Below are 16664 nucleotides of genomic sequence, written 5' to 3' on the forward strand. Positions count from 1 at the left end.
AACCCTTTAAAGCCAAACATACAGTTAACCGATTAACCAGTTAAAACAATTAACCTTTAATTACCAGCAAACAGTTAACCAATTAACCAGTTTCAACGATTAACCCTACTTACAACACCAGCAACATCCACACATTGCAGGCGAAATGCCCTGAATTGCCTAATGGCGCAGGAAGTTTTACAAAACCTGCTTTTTGATACATGCCGATAGCTGTGGTAAGCTCGGGAAAGGATTCGAGATATACTTCGTTATAACCAAAGTGCTGTGCCGATTCGATACTCTTTTCCATCAGCATTTTGCCTATTCCTTTTCCCCTGGCCGATGCAGCGGTGTATAGTTTAACCAATTCTACACAACCTTCTGGCAGGCCATCTGTTGGATAAATACCACAACCTCCTATAATCTCTCCATCTTCTTCGGCAATCCAGTAAGCCGATTGAGCGCGTTCAAATAGCCGGGATAGCTCGTCGGTTGTTGGGTCGGTATAAACGGTACCAGGCTTGTCAATTTTAAATTCGCGTAAAATTGTCCTGATCATTTCTGCAGTAGCCTCATTATCTTCTGCTACTATCTTCCTTATTGTAATGGCCATGCTGTTAAATTTCTTGTCAAAATAACTCAAAACCTCGCTAATTGCCAAATCCCTGCATACTTAATCATTATTGCTCCTGCCTGCCTATACCAATTTAAAACTGTTAGCTAATCTCATACTAAAATAGTTTTAGTATTTTGGCGTTATGATTAACATGAAAAACACACTAATGATTTGCCTGCTTGTAACCACTGCGTTGGGTTGCGGCATTAACAAACAGGCCCAGCAAATTAAAGCGCTGGAAAACTGTACTTATAAAATTACCGGAGTTCAGCAGGTATCGATTGCCGGCACCGATGTAAAGAAATTAATGGATCAGCAAAGTTTTAGCCTTACCAGCCTACCGGGTGTAGCATTGGGCTTATTACGCAAAGATATACCTCTAAAAGCCAACCTTAATTTAGAAATCAGCAATCCTTCAAGCAATCTGGCAGCCATAAACCAGTTCGAATATAAAATACTGGTAAACAATACCGATTTAGCAGAAGGCCTGGTTAACCAAAGCGTAAGCATTGCACAAGGGCAAACGGTAACCGTGCCGGTACAACTGGTAAGCAATATTTATGGTTTGGTATCCAACGGCAATGTATTTAACGATATTGTAAAAGCCGCCCAAAAAGGTTCATCGGCTAAAGATGAAAAACTGGGTTTATTAACCATTAAAATTAAGCCAACGTTTATGCTGGGTAATACCCCATTTAAATATCCGGGCTACATTACCATCAATAAAGATATCAGCAGTAAAATATTATTGTAGCGCTTAGCTAGTACAAAAAAAGCGCGGTTTACCTAAACGGTAACCGCGCTTTTTTATTAGCTGAACTTAGCTGTTACATTTTTCTATGCGGGGTCATGATCATTCCTTTAAATCCATTCGGATCTAAACGGGCATCAACCGATTTAATTTCTTCTGTTGATAAACTTGAAGAAAGTGGTAAAGTATTTGTTTTTAAACTTGCCGTTTTTGGTGCAGTAAGTGGAAAAGTACCTGTATTGGCATAAGCCAAAGCATAGTATAAATAAGTTTCGGTTTCATCGCCCCAATCTTTTTTATAATCTTCATAGGCATCTTTATCCACTGTTAATCCCGAATAATATCCACCTTGGCCAGCCTGGTTTTTGGTTTCAAACTCTGGAATATACATATCCAGTTTATCAATCCTGATCGGGAAAAAGCCTACAGGTTTACCATAAGTGGTTTTACCGATCAGTTTCACATCAATTACAGGTTTTAAACTATTAATGGTTAACTCGCTGGCCGAAGCTGTAGCGCCCGTTACGATGAAATAAATCCGGCTTAAAGCCAGGTTACCAGATTTGGCAAAACGTTCTATATTATCGGCCGAAGTTGACGAATAATTTAAATCGGCATAGGTAGCATATTTCCCATTAACACCACTGGTAAAAGTCTGCAATTTACCTGCATCATCTAATAAAGGCTGGTGGGCCAAAATAGAAGCCTTACGCTGGGCAGTAGTAATATTTTGTAAATAACTGTTGTAATAAGAGGTAAACATGATGCTACCGTTTTGGGCAATAGGCGCTGCCAGATTAATAATTTGGGTGGCGGTAGATACATATCCTCCTCCATTGTAACGTAAATCGACAATTAGTTCGCTTACCCCCTGCGCTGTAAAATTAGCAAAAGCACTGTTTAAGCCTGCGGTTGCATTATTGGTAAAACTGTTAAAAACAATATAACCTACCTTTTTTGCCCCAACGGTATATACGTGGGTATATAAAATCGGATTAACGGTATAAGAAGCACTTGTTATAACTACACTTTTGGTATTATTATTTAAATCGATAAAAACCAGGCTTACGCTGGGGTTTGTACCTAAAATGGCATTATACAAGAAGCTTACATTTGAGGTATTGTAAGTTAGATTGGTACGGCCATTTACGCTCGTTATCCTGCATCCGCGGGTTAATCCCTGTTGTGCTGCCGGCGAATTGGGATACACATACTTTACCCTTAAATCGTCAGTAGTACTGTAATTTATAGAAAAGCCATAATCGTTTGCCGAGCCATTAACATCAGCCTTTAATGCGCCTGTTTTCCCGGTAGTGGCCGCGGTGTAATCAAAAAACGAATATTTAGGCTCTGCAGAACTACTCACGTACTCATAAGGCTTTCCGGTTGTCGGATCATTAGAGTACTGGGTTAAGGCATACAGCTCGGCCTCATTTGAGCTATAGCTGCGCGGATTAAATACCTCGTAGGTAGGCAGTGAGGTATTCCAGTAGTATAATTCTTTGGCGTATAAAAAGATCGAATCTTTCGTCAGCTCTTCACGGGTGCCTGCAGGGGTAACCGTTGTCGGCGTAACAGGTTCATCGGGTACAGTGCTGCTTTTTTTACAGGCAGTAACTGCCATAAGGCCCATAAAGCCAAATATTAACAGCCTGTTAAATTTATTATTTTTCATGGAAGTTGGTAACATGGTGTTGTATATACGTAACGTGTTGCAATAAAGTTGTTTTTATTGGTTTATAGTTAGCCCCGAAAACAGCTTTAAAAACTCCTTACTGAGAACTGTTAACTGAAAACCCACCAACCAACAACTAAATTTAATCCAAAATATTGTGCAGCCCGCTGCATGTATCGTTGAATTACGTAAATCTACCGATTAAATTACTTAATCCTGAGATTATTGTAGTGAAAATATGTTAAATATTGATGCTTGTTTTAGTGAGCCTGGTTATCGGTTGACTGCTATAAATTGGGGTAACTAATATGAATCGGTTCAAAAAATAAATAGAAAGTTAAGTCCTTCCGCCCCCTTAAATTGTCGCCTTTGCACCGCAAAAAGCAACTAAATACTAAACAACTTTGTATTATAAATTGTTTGTTATGAGCATTGCGAAAGTTAAAACATTTATGGATGCGCTGGATCATCCATTAAAAAAGGAAATGGAAAAGGTAGTCGAAATTATTACCACCGCCAGTCCAAAAATAGAAAGCGATATTAAATGGGGTGGTCCAAGCTTTAAATACAAAGAGGATATGGCCACTTTAAACCCAAAAATAAAAAACTATGTTGTGGTAGTTTTTCATAAAGCCTCGTTACTGAACGATGATTTTGGCTTTTTAGAAGAACAAACCAAAGGAAAAGCTTACGCCAAATTTTACACGATGGCCGATGTAGAACAGCATGCCGATGCGCTAGCAAAAGCCGTAAATGCCTGGATAAACTTAATGGAAACCAGTAATTAAAAATATAAAACCATGGAAAAGATTGAATTTAAAACCACAATTAATGCCAGTGCCGAAAAAGTATGGGATGTACTGTTTGGGGTAGAAAGCTATCCGAAATGGACTTCGGTTTTTGCAGAAGGATCGTCAGTAGAAACCGACTGGAAAAAAGGAAGCAGAGCAATATTTGGGGATGGTAAAGGACAAGGAATGGTGGCGGTTATTGCAGAAAACATCCCTAATCAATTTATGTCTATCAAGCACGTGGGCGAGATAAAAGATGGCAAAGAGACATTGCATGATTGGGGTGAATCGCTGGAAAACTATACCTTAAAAGAACAGAATGGGCTCACCGAACTCACCATTGATATGAACATTATCGACGAATGGAAGGATTACTTTAATGAAACCTGGCCTGCAGCCTTAAAAAAGGTAAAAGGCATGTCGGAAAGTGAATATCATGTGGAAACATAATGGCCAGTGATTCTTTATACTGGCTAAAGAGCAAACATTAACCACAGATATAGCGGATAAATACAGCTATTGATCAGTGTTCGTCATCCGACTTCCAACTTCGAACCGAATTAAAAAAGCACCTCAAAATTAATTTGAGGTGCTTAACTAAGAATAAAGAACTTACCCTCCTCCTTTTACCCTATTCTGCTCATCTTCACTTCCGGCCTTACGTTCCCTGGTTGAAAATGAGTTTCCAAAGCGATAAGAAAAAGACAAAATCAGCCGACGGCTATCTACATTTACATGGCTGTTCATATCAATGTTCTGATACCGGGTAATGTAACGGTACTGGCTTCCCTGAAAAATATCGTTGGCCAATAGCTTTAAACTGCCTTTGTCTTTTAAAATTAATTTCTGTACTGCTGCCGAAACGGCGTAATAACCTCTTTCTATCGAGGTACCGTAAACGGATTTAGAATGGTAGTAACCGTTAAGCTCGAAAGTGTAGCCTTTGCCTGCTTTAAACGAGTTTTGGGAATTTAAGCTGTAACTTACCATGCTGTTGTTAAAATCACCAATGGGCCCATCGCCCTGGTACTGGTTTTTAAAAACGTTAGCAAAATTACTGGCCGTCCACCAGCTAAAATAGGTGTTTTGGGCCGTGAAGCTTAAACCGTAATTCACGAGGCTTTTTAAATTCTGCGGACTTTCAAAGGTAGTATTGATGTTGTCAATCTGCCCCGAAACCCAGGTAATCACCCCTTTGGTTTTACTATAATTCAACCCTACCGTGTATTTGTTTTTAAATACATGGCTTAGCGCAATGGTTTGCGTAAGTTCAGGCTGCAGATTCGGGTTACCTTCATAGTACAATAAAGGATCGCGGAATACCCGGAAAGGATTTAAGTCGTCGTAGTCAGGTCGCTGTATCCTGCGGCTGTACGCCAGTTGCAAACGATGGCTTTCGCCAAATTGTTCGCTAACCGTTAAACTTGGAAAGAGCTGAAAATAATTACGTTTCAATACCGATCCGGTGGTAAGTTGGTTACCCAATGTATTGGTGTACTCTGCCCGTAAGCCCAGTTGGATGCTTGTTTTTTTAAATTCTTCGTTTACATTTACATAACCCGCATGTATTTGCTCGCGATATTTAAAGTGGTTGCTGCTGGTAGCATCGTATTCCCAGTTGCCCTGATTTAAGGCATGGTAAACTAAATTATTATCAGCATGGATGACCGAGCTTTTTAAACCCATTTCAAACTTCAGTGTTTTGGCAAAAACATCGGTATAATCGGTTTTGGCTATGTAAACATCGGTTTTAGCCGGAATATACCCCCTTCTGCTACTGGTTTGGGCAAGCGGATTGCCGGCTGTAGCACTGCTGTAGGTATCGAGGTTTAAATTTGAGGTAAAAGTATTGTTAGCAAAATCGGCATCGGCCGAAAATGTCCGCCCCTCTTTCTCAAATTTATGCAGATAGTTGAGGTTATAGGTAATGTTGTTCCATTGTTGCTGGTCGTAATTGGTGGTTGATAAATCGCTGAGCAGCGCACCCGAATTTGCCTTTAACTGGTTACCCGTTTTACTATCGTGCAGGTATTTGCCAACATTCCCATTGATCAGAAAGCTGATATTATTCTTTTTGTTTACTTCCCAATCGGCCCCAAAACGGAAATTATGTGTATTTAAAGGTTCGTTGGTTTTGGTATGCTGATCAGAAACGCGGTTAAGCTGCTCGCCTTCGTAAAAGCGCCTGGTAAAATCGAGGTATTCGGTTTCGCCCCTAAAAGCATAATTGTAACTTCCAAAAACATTTAAACCGGCATGGCGGTAATTTAAGTTAAAGCCCGAACCGTACCTGGCTTTGCGGCCTGCACCACCATTAACCGAAACCGAACCATTAAAGCCTTTGCCCTGGCTCTTTTTCATTACAATGTTAATCATCCCTGCATTACCAGAGGCATCGTATTTGGAAGAAGGATTGGCCATTATTTCGATTTTGGAAACCGAAGCCGAATTGGTACCTTTTAGCATGGCGCTCAGCTCGGCAGGTGCCAGGTAAGTAAGCTTACCATTAATCATCACATTTACCCCCGGTCGCCCTTTAAGGGATATTTTACCATCTTCATCTACCTTAACACCTGGTGCCCGCTCTAAAAGTTCTAAAGCAGTGTTGCCCTCAGCCAAAATGCTGTTTTCTACATTGATAATGGTTTTATCTACCCCATGTTCGATAATTGGTTTCTGCACCACAATATTTACAGCACTTAAGGTCTGTGCATCTTCCAGCAGTTTAAATTTACCCAAATGCAGTCTTCTGTTCTGGCTGGAAAGATTAAATACTGCAGTTTGGTGATTAACAAAACCCATGCTCGATATTTTAAGCTGATAGCTTCCTACCGGCAGGCCGGTAAATTTAAAAGCACCCAACGAATCGGTCATGGTGCCTTTTATACCTACACCCGCAGCATTGTGAATGGCTACAGAGGCATACTCCAGTGGGGCACCATCGACCATGGTAACGGTACCACTCACCAGGGTTTCATCCTGGCCAAAACAGTTCGAAAAGTTTACAATAGAAAGGAAAAATGCAAAAACGAAGGGCAATAACTTCCCTGCAGCAGTTTTTTTAACTGCTGATAACGGCAACTTACTTTTCATAATTTAAATTTGAGGATTCAACAAAGCTTTCTTCTTTTTAGGTTTTTTCTTTTGCTTGCCCCACCAGATGTAAAAGCCGGTGATGGGAAGGCTGGCACAGATTAAACTCACTAAAAAGAAGATAATTTTGGTGGTTAAACCACCAATTTCGCCAACATGTAGCCCATAATTAGAGCGTCTGAGCCATGCAGCAAGATTTTCATCGCGAAGCCTTTTGTTCGAAGCCGGTAATTCTTTCAACGTATACTGATCAAGATACACATCGCGCCAGGTGCCCCTGTACATATCGGTACATACGTATATAGCTTCCGATGCCTTTTCCGGAAAATGCATCAATATCTCGTAAGGTTTGTGCTCGGCAATTTCGAATACCCCTTTGTGCCAGGCTTTATCTATTTGGCTAAGCAAATTGGTTTTTACTTGAATGGTGCTATCTGATACGGCTGCTATACGTGGCGATTTAGTACCGCCAGCCAGCCAGAAAACGCTGTTATTAAACCAGCTGAAACTCATCATTAAACCAGTAAAGGCCAAAAGCACGGCAATTAAAATGGAATAAAAACCCAGCACATTGTGCAAATCGTAGTTCACCCTTTTCAGTTTCGCCTTCCATTTAATTTTAAAACTTTGTTCGCGTGTTTTTTTGGTCCATTTTTTTGGCCACCACAGAATCATGCCACTAATGAGCAGCAAAAAGAAAATGAGTGTACCCCATCCTACTACCTGGTGCCCGATTTTTTCGGGCATCCAGAGGTAATAGTGACCATCTTTAAAAAATTTAAATATATCGGCATCTTTAACCATGCCCAGCACCTCGGCATTGTAAGGATTTACATAAATGGTAGAATCTACCTCATGCGCACTAAAACGTGCCGAACGGTTTTCACCATAATACCACACCGATTCGATCTGTTTGCCGGGTAAGGCTTTCTGTACCGATTGATATAAAGCCGAGGGCGCCAATATCTTCGCTCCCTCTGGCGCTTCTACCGCTACCCAGGGATTAATCATGGCTTTAATTTCATGTTCAAATACCAGTGCACAGCCCGTAATGCCCAGCACAAATACCACTATTCCCGAGGCAAGCCCAAGCCACAAATGAAACCAGGCGTTAATCTTTTTAAATGTCATTAACCAGGGCGCTTATTGCTTTAATTTTTCTATTCTCAAAATGTAATCGATACCACCTACAAACTCAACACCTTTAGTTAGTTTATCGGTAGCCGGATCGTATTGCCAGATATAATCGCGGTCTGCAGCGTTTACCGCAATAAAAGCCTTACCATCTTCAACAATTACCGCATTAACCATACGTTCGCCTTTATCAGCCGGCAAATCAAGCTTTTTGATCAGTGCACCTGTTTTAACATCGATTACCGTAAAATAATGGTCGGTATCGATAGACTGACCGGCAATCCTGGAGCGGATAATCGCTTTTCCGTTACCGATATACCACATCGCTGCAGCCATTTCATTGTTGGCAGCTGCCGAATAGTTGAAATAATAGGTCGGATCTATCACAGTTGTTCCACTTTTGATGCGATACATCGCTGAAGGTGATTTATAATCGTAAACATTTACTGGATCGCTGATAAAATACAGATCGCCCTGTTCATCAATAAAAGATGATGGCGCATATACATTTGAACCACCCGGCCCCGTTGTGCGTACATCTTCAAGCGATTTTTCTACCGCCATGGTATTATAATCAATCACCGCTACAAATGATTTCTGGAATACCGGCATGTTGGGATAGTTGGTATAATCGTCAGACCCGAAGCTATAGCCTAGGTAAATTTTCTGATCGCGGTACTGCGCAAAACCCATATTGTACAGGTTAAAGCCTGCCGGGATACTGGCCAGCGATAACTTTCCGGTTTTGATCGTCATTTTATCGACTTTAATTACCGCATAACGTGGCTCACCTTTTCCTTCTCCAAAAATCACCAGCGTATTATCGTCTACCCAGGTGTAAGAACTCCAGTTTAGCCAGGCAAAAGGAATTTCCTTGTCAATTAACAGCGCACCGTTTTCTACATGGTATTTGCCCAGGCGGCCACTGCCAGAATTGCAATGGTAATAAAAACCATCTTTCTGGATTACATCCTGCGCATAAACTTTTCCTGTCATTTCGGCTCCGTTTTTGGCCAGGCTAACGGTTCCGCTGGTTAGCGATTGGATGCCCGCAATATAATAAGCGGTATTGGGCCAGCTGCCCACACAAAGCACAGCCGAATATTTGGTACCTTCTTCTATCTCGCCCACATTTCTTTTTTCGCAACTGCTAAAAACAACCGTTAAAGCAAGCATGCAAAGCAGAAGTGATTTGTTTAGTATTTTATTCATTTTGATGGCTATATAATGTTTTTAAAAAATCAATGGTGGATTAAATTATTGCAAAAAGTATCTCAGTTTTACAGAGAACGACCTTCCTGGTTTTTGAAGCCTGAAATTATCGTAAGCCAGTTCGTTGCTTAAGTTTCTGCATTCGGCCGAAAGGTTGTAACGTCCGTTTTTTAGCGAGTAGCTCAACGATGCATTATGCACCAGCTGCGTTGGGATATCGGATTTCCCGTTCGGGTTACCTTTGCCTTCCCAGGTTAAATAAAACCAGTTTACATATTGCGTGAACCAGTTAAATTGTAAACGGGTATCTTTTCCCAGCAAATTGTTTTTACCGATGGTAAACTCCGCATTTCCAAATAACCAGGGCTGGTTAGGAATTTTGTTCAGGTAGGTTCCTTCCACATTATATGATTCTGTCTGCCCATTTTTAGTGGTATTCACAGCATTCTGATAAGTTACGTTAAGATTTACCGAAAGCAACTGATCGTAGCTGTAGCGCAATTCGGATTCAAAACCGGTAATCCTAACGCTTGATTGGTTTCTGTTCTTCAACAGTTTAGAACGCTCATCAGGCACCGGAAAAATAAAGTCTTTTGCATCGCGGTAAAAACCTGAAGCTTCGATAAAGAAAGTATTTTTGCCAAGTTTTAGGGTATAAAATGCGCCCAGGTTCAGGTTATCGCTGCTTTCTGGTTTCAAATCAGGATTGCCCTGAAGATTCAATCCATCACCAAACATTTCTTCAGCTTCCTGTAAACGGTAAGCATGCTCGTACGATGCTTTAATGCCTAAATTTTCTGTAATTTTAAACCGCGAAGCCGCACCATAGCCGTAATTGCTAAAAGAAGTATCCATTGGGGTGTACACCCTGTCAATATATTTCGGGCGGTTTAAACCTAAATGGTAAAGCTTACCAAAAAAGGTATTCACAAGCCGTTTATCCAAAAAATCCTGTTGATAAGCCAAACCAACAATTTGTTTATTTAAGCGACCCGGCATATCGTCGTGATCGGTTAGCAGCTCGTTGTAGTTTTCGTTCTTAAGCCTGTCAATCGTATAATTTAAGTTTAACGAGTGCTGATCGTTAATTACATAGCTCATATTGGCCATACCATAGGTACGTGGCCTTACAATATGCGCAACCGTTTTAATACCACCCATTTCGGCATAACCTTTATCAAAGTAAGTACCGTCCCAGTTATAATTGCGCATTAGCGTATCGGTAGTTTTGTATTTATCTCTCGATCTGGCTACAAAAGCGCTTAAGCTTAATCCTTTGGTAAACAGGTTGTCTTTTTTATAGCGTAAAGTACCACTAATGGCCTTGCTTGCGCGGGTTACGTTACCATATACAATGGTTTGGTCAAATCCGGTTTGCAAATCCTGTTTGGCTTCGTTGTAACCCGCACCAATAAAGAGTACATCAGCCCAGCTTTTACCGGTAACACCTACTTCTACCTGCCCCAGGGCCGATTGGTAATTATCGTGAAAACGCCTTACATCGGCTTTCACAAACTCGGCACCATTCAAATCGACAATGTAATTCCCTTCGCGTGTACCGCCATTAACCACATCAACATCTCGCATGATGTAATTATTATCAGATGAGTTAAAGAAACCACTTCCTTTTACGATAATACCGGTTTTCTTATCTACAAACTGGGCACTTACCGATGAGCGATTGGTATTAAAAGAACCATAGCTATGGCTTACATCTAAATAATTGCTTACTTTCTGGTTGGTTACCACATTCACCGCTCCACCCATGGCATCGGCACCCAGTTGTACAGGTACTACACCTTTAAAAACTTCCAGGCGATCGGCCAGGTTTACCGGAATGTTGTTTAGCGACATGGCGCTTCCCATTACATCCATCGGGATCCCATCAATAAAAAACTTGACTTGTTTACCCGATAAGCCGTTGATGGAGAACTTAAAATCAGAGCCTAATCCACCCTGTTCCCTAATCCGGATGCCAGTACTTCGGTTTAAAATCTGGTTCAGATCGGCTGTGGTATTGGCAAATTTCTTGGTATCAATCGCATTTACAGCAAAGCCTGATTCTTTAACTTCCTGAGTTTTGGTTTTTCCGGCCACAGCAACGTCGTTTAATTGCTGCTGATCACTTTTTAAGCTGAAATCGATTTTTAAACTTTCGCTGGCATCTAATTTTACAGTTTTGGTTTGTTTACCAAATCCAATATAAGAAACAGTTAAGGTATAGGTTCCGGCATGTAAATTAGCGATTTCAAAATAGCCACTGGCATTGGTAGTTGATCCGTTTTTTGTTCCTTTAATCAGAACAGAAGCACCGGCGATGGCTTCATTTCCATTTTTTACATAACCAGAAATTGATGGTTTATTTTGTGCAAAAGCGCTAAAGGTGATAACGCTGAGTAAAATAAGTAGTAGATTTTTTCCGTATGACATTAGTTTAATTGTTGTGCATTTATGAGGTAGTAGCACAACTCTCATTTTACCGAAGGTGGAAAATGAAAAAAATTAAAATAATTGAATTTGGTGTAGCGTCTTGGTGTTAAACGAGTCTATTCAGAAAATTCCTTCGCCCCCAAATCTTCCATCTCCCATCTTACATTTTCCATCTTACATAGGCTTCACATCAATTCAACCTATCCATCCTGAGAATAAAGTCGGTATCACCACCAAGCTGTAGCCCTTTTTTTAAACTGCCTGTTTTAATATCGTAAAGCCAGATAAAATTACCCGCTTTGTTAGAATTTACAGCGATGTAAGCTGTATCACCTTCCACCAGTATACATTCGCGGCGGGTACCTTTATCCAATGGCAGATTTAGCCTGGTAATTTCCTTTGTTTTCAGATCGAGCACGTAAAACTCGAAATGAGCCGTACTGTAATGATCACCCAGGCCTTTAAACAAATCCTTCCTTTCTGAGCGAACAATTACTTTCCCATTACCCAAAGGCCACATGCCATAAGCATGGTTATTAATTTTAGAAGCTGAAATGTTAAAAAAGTACGTTTTATCAATTACACTGGAGTCTGCCTTAATCCTGAATATCCCGGTAGGAATCTCCGGCCGGTTGCCCAGCGCAATCCCCGGGCAAGTCATAAAATAATTATCGTGGTTGCCATCAATAAAACTGTAAGATTGTATGGTATTAATACCGCCCGGGTAAGTAGAGCGCACATCTTTATCAGTTTTAATCAGCTTCATTTGCGGATAGCTTAAGGCCGAAACATACATCGTATCGCTGGTAATATAATCAGAAACGCCTTTTGTAATGTGATAAGTGTAGGCAATGTTTAAGTGGTTATCTTCTTTATTAACCAAACCAATAGATAGCGTGGTAAATTTACCCGAAGGCTTGGGGATTTCCATATTCCCTTGCCGAATCACCTTCATTGCTTTAGTATCAATCAAAAAGAATTTGGTTTGGTTATATCCCGAAATATTCAGGCCGGTAAGCAGTAAAGTATCGGTAGCCAGCCAGTTAAAATTTTCGATCGAAAAATCTTTGAGTGGAATGTTAAACTGGCTTTTCAGCCTTTTATCTTGAATACCTGATTTTGAAAAAAGTTCGGTTTTACGGTTAAGGTGATAATAATAACCAGCCTTTACTATCACATCGCGGTCCATATTCCTCCCTTCCAGCAATACCCCGTTATTGGCAGGTGTTAAGTTCCCCTGATCAAGTACATCGTGCTCAATCAGATATTCGCTACCATCTTTTGCCAGGATATAAAAACTATAGCGTTTCTTCTTTTCAGTTTCATTTTTACAGCCCAATAAAGCAAATAAGAAAAAGGCTAAAGCTACAAAACGAAAAGTGTTGAAAATCATTAGAAGGGCAAAATTTAAATATCGAACTGGGTAGTAATCTGTTTCTGCATAACCGGCGGTAAATCTAAAAGATTGCTCTCGCTAATCACGATAATTCCTTCGGCACTGGTTGAGTTTTTAAGGATAATGTAAGTTTGCCCTTTTTTTAAGGTTATTTTTTTCGTTGTACCTTCAAACTGCCATTCCACATCTTTCTTAGGCGAAATCAGTAAGCTCCCCGATAAATCGATTACACCTGCTGCACTGTTAATCTTTGCCGAACTGTTGGGTCCAAGAGAAACATTGTAACTTTTGGCATCGATATGCTTAACGTGCTGCGCTGAAGAATTGTTAAAAGACATGGAAGGATTTTCGCCAGCGAAATTAGTACCAAACACAAAATAAGCCGCTGCACCCATTGCAACTATAAATAAAGAAGCAGCAATAGCACCCTTCCACATAAAATAGGCATTGCTTTTGGGCTTAACAACAGCAACATTTTTAGGCAGTACCCCTCTAATCTCCGTCCACATTTCTTGTTTCAGATCGGCCTTGCTGCCATCAAAAGCTACCAGGTCCAGCTCGTCTGCGTCAGCATTAAAAAGCCATTCCTCTACCAGCTTCTGCTCTTGTTCATTGCAGATGCCTAAATGATAGCGTTCTAAAACTTCCTGGTCGATACCCATTAAAATTTGACTTTGATTGATAAAATCCCTTTTTGCAAACTTAACAAAATAATGCTTTTAAAGATAAGTAGCACAACTGGCCTATTTCCGTAATACTGCAAATAAATATTTTTTAATAGCTGGCCAGGCCCACCTTAAGCCTGCTCATGGCTTTTGTGATGTGGTATTCTACTGCCCGTTCAGAAATATATAGCACGCCGGCAATTTCCTTATTGCTCATGCCTTGCTCGCGACTCATTTTATACACCCGCTTACACTGGCAGGGTAAGGTATCTACCAGCAGGTTTACTTTTTCTTTCAGGTCGTTAAACAATACCTGCTCTTCGGTGCAATTGCTCGCTACCCGGCAATCCATCGCCTGAAATTCGTTATGTTTTTGCCGGTTTACTTTATTGCGGATATATTCGAAAACCTTGAATTTAGCCGCCCGAACCAGATAATGCTCTACATTTTGTAACTCCAGTTCGTCGCGCCGCTCCCAAAGCGATTTAAAAATATCCTGAACCATCCCCTTGGCAGGCTCTAACTCTTTGATGTTATTGTAGCAAACCGCGAAAATTTTTTCCCAATACAAATCATAGGCCCTCTCGAACGATGCCTGGTCGATCCGGGTTAGTTTTACCGAAATGGGTTGATTTGCTTTTAAGTCCAAAATTTTACAATGATGGCGGCAAATATAAGTTATTTAGATTAATTATAAATAATTTAACATTTTTTGATTTAAGACGGTGAAAATCAATAAAAAAACAACCGAATAAAAATTAGATTCTGCCTCAGCGCACAACAAATCAACAGGTTTGAACAGGAAATTGATGGTTAATGATGGCAAAATAGCGGCAAAATAAAAAAGCCTCTCATTTCTGAAAGGCTTTTGGAAGTGGTGCCACCTGGATTCGAACCAGGGACACAAGGATTTTCAGTCCTTTGCTCTACCGACTGAGCTATGGCACCCTCCGTTTGGGAATGCAAATGTAGTGTTCTTTTTCACAAATGCAAAAAATAATTTGAGTTTTTCTGCTTTAAATAATCGTTTAAGCAGCAAAAAACACAGATCTTTCTGATAAGCAAGTAGATGCAGAATAAATATTTTTTGATAATAATTTAAATCTCATGGCTTGTTTAGATTGAAACATTCCAGCACCGACTCGTATCTACTATTTAACAATCGATTGAGTTATCGGCGCTGATTAATTCAGTAAACTTTTACATTTTGACTGCAAGCTACAAATGAAGCAAATACCCAGAAACCAAAAAAAGCCTCTCATTTCTGAAAGGCTTTTGGAAGTGGTGCCACCTGGATTCGAACCAGGGACACAAGGATTTTCAGTCCTTTGCTCTACCGACTGAGCTATGGCACCATCCGTTTGGGATTGCAAATGTAGTGTTCTTTTTTCAAAAGCAAAACTTTTTTTCCATTATTTCACTGCTCAACTGATTATCAACGAATTAATTTTTCGTGCATTTAAAAAAAGGCCTTAATACCTGCTTAGAATGAATACAAACAAACAATTTTATCTATTTTTTTATGCATGCATAGTAATTTATTTAGATTAATATCCTAATTTAGCGTTAACAATCTAATATTGCATGGCAGCACAGATCCTTTTTCTAGTACTTACACTTGCAGCAAGTGCGCTGTTTACAGTTAACCTCCGTAAAATTATCCGTAATATCCGGTTGGGGAAAGCGGTTAATCGCAACGATCAGCCTGCAAAGCGCTGGATAACGATGTTACGTGTGGCTTTTGGTCAGTCTAAAATGGTGGTACGCCCCATTCCGGCATTCCTCCATTTCTTTGTATACATTGGCTTTGTCATTATCAACATCGAGGTGCTCGAAATCATGATCGATGGAATTTTCGGCACACACCGCATTTTTAATGGCCTCGGTGGTTTATACAACTTTTTAATTGCCTCGTTCGAAATCCTGGCTTTTACCGTTTGGGTATCCTGTGCCATCTTCCTGATCCGCAGAAACATCCTAAAATTAAAGCGTTTCAGTGGCGTAGAAATGAAAAGCTGGCCAAAATCTGATGCCAATTATATCCTCATTACCGAAATATTGTTAATGACTGCTTTCCTGCTGATGAATGCTGCTGATGCAAAATTACAAAGCATAGGTGCCAGCCATTACGTACAGGGAGGAGCATTTCCGGTTAGCCAGTATTTGATGAATTTATTGCCATCAACCGAAAGTGCACTGGTGATTATTGAACGTAGCTGCTGGTGGTTCCACATTATCGGCATTTTAGCTTTCTTAAATTACCTACCATATTCGAAGCATTTCCATATCCTTTTTGCTTTTCCAAATACCTATTTCTCTAACCTGGAGCCTAAGGGCGAGTTTACCAACATGGCATCGGTAACCAATGAGGTTAAAGCCATGCTTGATCCTTCATTTGCACCGGCAGAAAGTGAACCTGGAAAATTTGGGGCAAAAGATGTGACAGATTTGACCTGGGTAAACTTGATGAATGCCTATACTTGCACCGAATGCGGAAGATGTACTTCGGTGTGTCCGGCAAATATTACAGGTAAACTTTTATCGCCACGTAAAATTATGATGGATACCCGCGACCGGATTACGGAAGTTGGCCAAAACATCGATAAACATGGTGCAGAACACCAGGACGGTAAATCTTTGTTAGACGACTACATCAGCAGGGAGGAAATCTGGGCCTGTACCAGTTGTAACGCTTGTACCGAAGCTTGCCCTGTTAATATCGATCCTTTACAGATTATTGTAGAGTTGCGTCGTTTTGCAGTAATGGAAGAATCGCAGGCACCGGCAAGTATTAATGCCATGATGGGTAACATTGAAAACAATCAAGCACCCTGGAAATACTCTCCAGCCGACCGTTTTAACTGGGCAGAAGGCTCTTAGTCTTGAGTATAAAGTCATTAGTTCTGAGTCGTGGAACATTCA

At 40.5% G+C, this 16664-nt stretch carries 13 protein-coding genes and 2 tRNA genes; 4 read left to right on the forward strand and 11 right to left on the reverse strand.

Translation table 11 applies throughout. The features are described 5' to 3' along the window. Positions 1-109: 109 nt before the first annotated feature. A complete protein-coding gene (locus HWV58_RS00325; RefSeq protein ID WP_175632155.1) occupies positions 110-592 on the reverse strand; it encodes a GNAT family N-acetyltransferase in 483 nt (160 codons plus the stop codon). A gap of 154 nt (positions 593-746) precedes the next feature. Here HWV58_RS00325 and HWV58_RS00330 point away from each other — a divergent pair, with 154 nt between their 5' ends. Further along, the gene (locus HWV58_RS00330; RefSeq protein ID WP_175632156.1) at positions 747-1349 is read left to right on the forward strand and encodes a hypothetical protein; all 603 of its coding nucleotides are present in this window, start codon (positions 747-749) and stop codon (positions 1347-1349) included. 73 nt (positions 1350-1422) lie between these two features. Here HWV58_RS00330 and HWV58_RS00335 read toward each other — a convergent pair whose 3' ends face one another. Further along, positions 1423-3021 (reverse strand): S41 family peptidase, encoded by a 1599-nt coding sequence (locus tag HWV58_RS00335; protein WP_175632157.1) that lies wholly within the window; start codon positions 3019-3021, stop codon positions 1423-1425. Between the two features lie 425 nt (positions 3022-3446). On the opposite strand from HWV58_RS00335, the gene HWV58_RS00340 reads away from it, so the two are divergent. Together HWV58_RS00340 and HWV58_RS00345 are read left to right on the forward strand one after the other, a co-directional pair. Further along, positions 3447-3809 (forward strand): DUF1801 domain-containing protein, encoded by a 363-nt coding sequence (locus HWV58_RS00340; protein WP_175632158.1) that lies wholly within the window; start codon positions 3447-3449, stop codon positions 3807-3809. Positions 3810-3821: 12 nt separating this feature from the next. Beyond that, a complete protein-coding gene (locus HWV58_RS00345) occupies positions 3822-4262 on the forward strand; it encodes an SRPBCC domain-containing protein (RefSeq protein ID WP_175632159.1) in 441 nt (146 codons plus the stop codon). A 162-nt stretch (positions 4263-4424) separates the two neighbouring features. Here the strand turns inward: HWV58_RS00345 and HWV58_RS00350 are convergent, their stop codons facing one another. The 9 genes from HWV58_RS00350 to HWV58_RS00390 all read right to left on the reverse strand — a co-directional run bounded on the left by HWV58_RS00350 (position 4425) and on the right by HWV58_RS00390 (position 15097). Next, on the reverse strand, positions 4425-6905 hold the full coding sequence (locus HWV58_RS00350; RefSeq protein WP_175632160.1) for an outer membrane beta-barrel protein: 2481 nt from the start codon (positions 6903-6905) through the stop codon (positions 4425-4427). A 3-nt stretch (positions 6906-6908) separates the two neighbouring features. Then, positions 6909-8036 (reverse strand): PepSY-associated TM helix domain-containing protein, encoded by a 1128-nt coding sequence (locus tag HWV58_RS00355; protein WP_175632161.1) that lies wholly within the window; start codon positions 8034-8036, stop codon positions 6909-6911. Between the two features lie 12 nt (positions 8037-8048). Further along, on the reverse strand, positions 8049-9251 hold the full coding sequence (locus HWV58_RS00360; RefSeq protein ID WP_175632162.1) for a DUF4374 domain-containing protein: 1203 nt from the start codon (positions 9249-9251) through the stop codon (positions 8049-8051). Positions 9252-9296: 45 nt separating this feature from the next. Beyond that, positions 9297-11681, reverse strand: a complete 2385-nt coding sequence (locus HWV58_RS00365) for a TonB-dependent receptor (RefSeq protein ID WP_175632163.1) — start codon at positions 11679-11681, stop codon at positions 9297-9299. Positions 11682-11871: 190 nt separating this feature from the next. Beyond that, complete coding sequence (locus HWV58_RS00370) at positions 11872-13074, reverse strand: DUF4374 domain-containing protein (protein WP_175632164.1); 1203 nt, start codon at positions 13072-13074, stop codon at positions 11872-11874. A 14-nt stretch (positions 13075-13088) separates the two neighbouring features. Then, a complete protein-coding gene (locus HWV58_RS00375; RefSeq protein ID WP_175632165.1) occupies positions 13089-13739 on the reverse strand; it encodes a hypothetical protein in 651 nt (216 codons plus the stop codon). A gap of 112 nt (positions 13740-13851) precedes the next feature. After that, positions 13852-14391 carry a sigma-70 family RNA polymerase sigma factor gene (locus HWV58_RS00380; RefSeq protein WP_175632166.1) on the reverse strand — a complete coding sequence of 180 codons (540 nt, stop codon included), beginning with the start codon at positions 14389-14391 and terminating at the stop codon, positions 13852-13854. Between the two features lie 226 nt (positions 14392-14617). Beyond that, positions 14618-14690, reverse strand: a tRNA-Phe gene (locus HWV58_RS00385). Between the two features lie 334 nt (positions 14691-15024). Further along, positions 15025-15097, reverse strand: a tRNA-Phe gene (locus HWV58_RS00390). 229 nt (positions 15098-15326) lie between these two features. Between HWV58_RS00390 and HWV58_RS00395 the strand changes: the two genes are divergently transcribed. Continuing rightward, positions 15327-16622, forward strand: coding sequence for a (Fe-S)-binding protein (locus HWV58_RS00395; RefSeq protein ID WP_175632167.1), 1296 nt, complete (start codon positions 15327-15329; stop codon positions 16620-16622). The last annotated feature ends 42 nt before the right edge of the window (positions 16623-16664 follow it).

The sequence above is a fragment of the Pedobacter ghigonis genome, assembly GCF_903166585.1.
GTDB lineage: Bacteria > Bacteroidota > Bacteroidia > Sphingobacteriales > Sphingobacteriaceae > Pedobacter > Pedobacter ghigonis.

Bases quoted from the DNA above. Each gene is read 5' to 3' on its own strand.
- HWV58_RS00325 (WP_175632155.1), bottom strand. From the start codon at position 592: ATGGCCATTACAATAAGGAAGATAGTAGCAGAAGATAATGAGGCTACT.
- HWV58_RS00330 (WP_175632156.1), top strand. From the start codon at position 747: ATGAAAAACACACTAATGATTTGCCTGCTTGTAACCACTGCGTTGGGT.
- HWV58_RS00335 (WP_175632157.1), bottom strand. From the start codon at position 3,021: ATGAAAAATAATAAATTTAACAGGCTGTTAATATTTGGCTTTATGGGC.
- HWV58_RS00340 (WP_175632158.1), top strand. From the start codon at position 3,447: ATGAGCATTGCGAAAGTTAAAACATTTATGGATGCGCTGGATCATCCA.
- HWV58_RS00345 (WP_175632159.1), top strand. From the start codon at position 3,822: ATGGAAAAGATTGAATTTAAAACCACAATTAATGCCAGTGCCGAAAAA.
- HWV58_RS00350 (WP_175632160.1), bottom strand. From the start codon at position 6,905: ATGAAAAGTAAGTTGCCGTTATCAGCAGTTAAAAAAACTGCTGCAGGG.
- HWV58_RS00355 (WP_175632161.1), bottom strand. From the start codon at position 8,036: ATGACATTTAAAAAGATTAACGCCTGGTTTCATTTGTGGCTTGGGCTT.
- HWV58_RS00360 (WP_175632162.1), bottom strand. From the start codon at position 9,251: ATGAATAAAATACTAAACAAATCACTTCTGCTTTGCATGCTTGCTTTA.
- HWV58_RS00365 (WP_175632163.1), bottom strand. From the start codon at position 11,681: ATGTCATACGGAAAAAATCTACTACTTATTTTACTCAGCGTTATCACC.
- HWV58_RS00370 (WP_175632164.1), bottom strand. From the start codon at position 13,074: ATGATTTTCAACACTTTTCGTTTTGTAGCTTTAGCCTTTTTCTTATTT.
- HWV58_RS00375 (WP_175632165.1), bottom strand. From the start codon at position 13,739: ATGGGTATCGACCAGGAAGTTTTAGAACGCTATCATTTAGGCATCTGC.
- HWV58_RS00395 (WP_175632167.1), top strand. From the start codon at position 15,327: ATGGCAGCACAGATCCTTTTTCTAGTACTTACACTTGCAGCAAGTGCG.